This window comes from Kitasatospora sp. NPDC056181, assembly GCF_042266225.1.
GTDB lineage: Bacteria > Actinomycetota > Actinomycetes > Streptomycetales > Streptomycetaceae > Kitasatospora.
Map to the genome: position 1 here is coordinate 1 of NZ_JBHJUK010000282.1, position 4,640 is coordinate 4,640.

Sequence of the window (4,640 nt, forward strand, 5' to 3'; positions counted from 1 at the left end):
CCGGCCCGGGCGGGCGTCAGATCCGGGCGAGGTAGCCGTTGTCGACGAGCCAGAGCACGTTCAGCCGGGCCGGGCCGTTCGGCACGAGGGCGGCGTCGAGCTGGTACTGGAAGCCGTAGCCGGGCTGGCCGAACCAGGGCGCGATCGGGCCGGCGTGCACCTTGAACGGCTTCAGCACCTTGTAGTCGTGGTAGTTGCAGGGGGCCGCGGGGTTGCTGTCGAGGCTCTGCGGCGGGATCGAGCGGCTGGCATAGGGCAGGCCCTCGGGGGCGAGGAAGGAGCCGTACTCGCTGCCGTAACGGTCGATGTTCTGGTTCGGGTAGAGGGTGAGCTCGAACTCGATCGCGCTGCCGTCGGGCAGCGTGACGTAGCCGTTCGCCGGCGGGTAGATCCAGCCCGGGCTTCCGTTGTTGGCGGTGGGACTGTAGTAGGTGGCCAGGAACTTGTCCTCGGAGAGGCCGCCGGTGCGCTTGTAGCCGATCAGTTCGCGGCCGACCGGGCCGGTGGTCGGCAGGTCCTCGGGGCCGAGGCGCGGGTCGCCGTGGTAGTCGGCTGCCGAGCACTCGTCGGAGGGGGTCGCGGTGGCCGCATCGGCGGTGGCCGCGTCCGCGGCGGAGGCCGGCAGGGCGGGGGCGAGCAGCGCTACGACCGCGGTCAGCGGTGCGACGAACAGGCGAAGGCGAAGGCGCACGGTGTCTCCGTCGTATCAAGGTCATAGGGACCGGAGGATGATCCGTCACCCTCCGTGTCCAGGTCGCCACCCAGGCAAGCGGATCACCTGACTCCACGTCAACAGGACGGGCCCGTCATGCCGGTGTTTTCTCCTGTTTCGGCCAACCCGCCCGCATCCGACCCGGGGGGCGTGCAGGATGGAGGGTCACGCCCCCGGGGAATGGTCGCGCCCCATGGCGCGCCCGGCCGGCACCGCCGCACCGCAGCACCGCTGCACCGCCCGCGCCGCCGCACCGCCCGCGCTTGCCGCCCGCTCTCGCCGTCGGACGGCACCGTCGGCCCGGACCCCACCCGCCCCCTGGACCCCACCCGCCCCCTGGATCGCACCCGGATGCACACCCGGATCCGCCCCCGCAGCCGCGCTCGGAGCCGCGTCGTAACGAAGCCGTTCCGGGCGCCATCAAATGCGTTGACAGTCCGTCAAGTCGCGCCGACCATCACGGATACGGCCCGGCCGTCAGGCCGTCGTCGTACCGACAATCGGGGGTGGACAGCGATGTCGTACCAGGCACAGCAGTGGGGGCCCGAGAAGATGCCGGGCTCGGTCCGGTGGGCGGTCGCAGGGGTGTGGGTGCATGCCGTCCTGAACGGCCTCGCCGGGCTCTTCCTGTTCGCGCTGATGAGCGACGAGACCGGTGACGACGCCGGGCTGGTCCGGCTCGTCGCCGTCCTGTCGCTCCTCATCGCCGTCATCCTCGGCATCTGCGCCGCGCTGGCCCCGCGCCGGGCCGGCTGGACCAGGATCACCGTCCTGGTGATCGAGTGGCTCTCGATCATCTCCGGCCTGCTCCAGCTCTTCTCCGGCGCGTTCATAGCGCTCGCCGCGCTGGCCATCGCCCTGCTGATCGTCACGGCCTTCATGTCGAACGACGGCAAGCGGTGGTTCAACGCCTGACGGAACGCGGCGCGCGGGCGAGGAGGCGCAGCGACGGAGAGGCGTCGTCCGGCAAGGACCCCTCGCAGCGGGGGCCCTCGCCACGAGGACGCCTCTCCATGTGATGTTCCGTCAGGACCGGCTGCTCGGCGCCATCTTGCCGAGGGCGTGGAGCAGCCGGTCGAGCGCGTCACGGGAGTTCGGCTCGGTCAGGTTGACCATCAGCCGGAAGGCCACCTTCAGCAGGGCGGGGTGGCCGAGGCCGAGCGCGCCGGCCGTGCCGAGCAGGCGGGGGCGGCCCAGCACGTCGGCGACCAGCCGGCCGAGCGCGAAGTACCCGTCGTAGGCGGCGCGCAGCGCCTGCGGGTAGGCGCGCAGGGCGAGTTCGCGACCGCGGTCGGTGCGCCGGGCCAGCGCCTGGACGATCGTCTCGGCGGCGTACCGGCCGGACTCCATCGCGTAGGCGATGCCCTCGCCGGTCGCCGGGCTGACCGTGCCGCCCGCGTCGCCGATCAGCAGCAGACCGTCGGCGTAGTGCGGCTGGCGGTTGAGCCCCATCGGGAGGGCCGAACCGCGGACGGGCTCGGTGATGCCCTCGGGCGTGAAGCCGTACTCGGGCGGCAGGAGGGCGCACCAGCGTTGGAGCAGGTCCCGCCAGTCCACCTCGCGGGCCACGGCGGCGGTGTCCAGCACGCCGAGGCCGACGTTGGCGGTGCCGTCGCCCATCCCGAACACCCAGGCGTAGCCGGGCAGCAGGCGCTTGGCCGGGTCCCGCGGGTCGCGCAGGTCGAGCCAGGCCTCCAGGTAGCGGTCGTCGTGCCGCGGGGTGGTGAAGTACGTCCGGTAGGCGACGCCCATCGCCCGGTCGGTGCGGCGGTAGCGCTTCATGGCGAGCGACAGCCGGGTGGAGTTCCCGTCCGCGGCGACGACCAGCGGCGCGTGGTAGCTGACCGGTTGCCGGTCCTCGCCGAGGCGGGCCGTCACCCCGGTGATCCGGCCGGTCCGCTCGTCGACCAACGGGCCTGCCACGTTGGCCCGTTCGACCAGTCGCGCGCCGGCCGAGGCGGCCCGGCGGGCGAGCAGTTCGTCGAAGTCGGCGCGCCGCCGGACGAGTCCGAACGAGGGGAAGGCCGAGAGCTGGGGCCAGTCGAACTCCAGTCGTCGTTCCCCGGCGACCACGCGCAGTCCCCGGTTGTGCAGCCAGCCGGCCTCCTCGGAGACGTCGATGCCGAGGTCGACCAGCTGCTTGACGGCGCGCGGTGTCAGACCGTCGCCGCAGACCTTCTCGCGGGGGAAGGCCGACTTCTCCAGCAGCAGCACGTCGAGGCCGGTCCGGGCGAGGTGGTAGGCGGCGGTGGAGCCCGCCGGTCCCGCGCCCACCACGATCACGTCGGCGTGCTCCGGCCCGCGGCCGGGCGCGAGATCGGTGGACAACTGCTGCTCTGGGCCGGGCATCAGGCACTCCCACGGGTCGGATCGGCTGCGGACTCGCGGTCACCGACGATAGGGACAGCGGCCGCCGTGCCGCGCCCCGACACGCGGACCCCGCCCCGATGACCGGTCGTTACCGGCCATCGGGGCGGGGCGTCGGCACCCGCGACGGTGTGCGGGGCACCCTCGGGCACGTGCGGCACGGGTCGCCGCGCGCGCCCCCGGAGGTCAGAGACCGCCGTTGACGACGGCGCTGGAGACCGCGCCGCGGTGCAGGTTCCACTTGGCGAGGATCTTGTCGTACTCGCCGCTGTGGATCACCTCGTCGAGCGCCTTGGCGATGACGTCGCGCAGGGCGGTGTTGCCCTTGGCGACGGTGATGCCGTACGGACCGGCCTGCAGGAAGTTGGAGCCGGCCAGCTCGAAGGTGCCGACGCGGCCCGGCTGGGTGGTGTTGTACTGGGCCACCGGGTAGTCGTTCAGGTCGGCGGCCGCCGCGCCGGCGGCGACCTCGGCGAGCGCTTGGTCGTCGCTCTCGAAGCGGTGGATCTGCAGCTGCTTGCCGGTCCGCAGGCAGGCCGCGGTCTGCCGGGTGGCCAGCTCGTCCTGGACGGTGCCGCGCTGGACGGCCACGGTCCGGCCGCAGAGGCTCTCCAGGGAGGAGAGGTTCAGCGGGTTGCCGGCCTTGACCACCATCGACGTCCCGGAGCCGAAGTAGTCGACGAAGTCCACGCCCGCATCGGCCTGGTGGCCGTCGTCGGCGGCGCCCAGCTGGCGCTGCTTGGTGTCGATCACCGCCGACATCGCCAGGTCGATCTGCTTGGCCTGGACGGCCGGAATCAGCTTCTCGAACGGCATGTCGGTGAACTCGACCTTCAGCCCGATCGCGGAGCCGATCGCCTTGGCGAGCTCCGGGTCGAGCCCGGCGGGCGCGCCGCCGGAGTCCTTGAAGTCCACCGGCGGGTAGTTGAGGTAGGAGCCGATCTTGAGCACCCCTGCGGCCTTGACCGCCTTGGGGAGCCGGGCCTGGAGGTCGTCCTGGCTGCCGGGAGCCGGGGCGGGGCTGCCGCAGCCGGTGAGCAGCAGGCCGCCGGCGCCGAGGGCGGCGGCGGCACGCAGCGGCGCCCGGGAGCGCCCTGCGACGGACAGGAGGTCGGTGGGAGCGGGTCGGGGCGCGGGAGCGGATCTGGGGGCGCGGGTGGATCTGGGTACGGGGGTGGTGAGGGTTCGGTGCATCGCGATGCGTCTTCTTCGCAGGTGAGGGAGTGCGTTCAGGGAGACGCCGCGCCGGAGGGCTGCCGGGGTACGCAGGGCGGACCACATCGCCGTGTGCCCGGATGGGGCCGCCCCGGGGTGTGGGGGCGGCCGGTCGGCGGAGGTCCGCCTTCAGGGGCGGTCGGGGCCATCCTCGCACCCCTCGCCACGGGCGGAGGAGGCGGGGCGACCGAGGGCACGGTGCCGCCGGCGCAGAGGCGGCGGCTTCGGCGGGCCCCGGCGGCGGCTTCGGCGGGCCCCGGCGGCGGCTTCGGCGGCGTCCCCGGCGGCGCGCTGTGCGCCGGCGTCGACGCGGAACGGGCCGCGGCGCCGCGCGGGTCACAGGGGC

The 4,640-nt window shown here is 73.6% G+C and carries 4 protein-coding genes; 1 reads left to right on the forward strand and 3 read right to left on the reverse strand.

Annotated features, from left to right (window positions below; translation table 11 throughout):
* Window positions 1-16 precede the first annotated feature (16 nt).
* Window positions 17-691, reverse strand: a complete 675-nt coding sequence (locus ACFC1F_RS42675; protein WP_376167138.1) for a TNT domain-containing protein — start codon at window positions 689-691, stop codon at window positions 17-19.
* Window positions 692-1,228: 537 nt separating this feature from the next.
* On the opposite strand from ACFC1F_RS42675, the gene ACFC1F_RS42680 reads away from it, so the two are divergent.
* The gene (locus tag ACFC1F_RS42680) at window positions 1,229-1,627 is read left to right on the forward strand and encodes a hypothetical protein (RefSeq protein ID WP_376167140.1); all 399 of its coding nucleotides are present in this window, start codon (window positions 1,229-1,231) and stop codon (window positions 1,625-1,627) included.
* Between the two features lie 111 nt (window positions 1,628-1,738).
* Here the strand turns inward: ACFC1F_RS42680 and ACFC1F_RS42685 are convergent, their stop codons facing one another.
* Window positions 1,739-3,061, reverse strand: coding sequence for a geranylgeranyl reductase family protein (locus ACFC1F_RS42685; protein WP_209413246.1), 1,323 nt, complete (start codon window positions 3,059-3,061; stop codon window positions 1,739-1,741).
* A 204-nt stretch (window positions 3,062-3,265) separates the two neighbouring features.
* Window positions 3,266-4,273, reverse strand: a complete 1,008-nt coding sequence (locus ACFC1F_RS42690) for an ABC transporter substrate-binding protein (protein WP_376167142.1) — start codon at window positions 4,271-4,273, stop codon at window positions 3,266-3,268.
* Window positions 4,274-4,640: the final 367 nt, after the last annotated feature.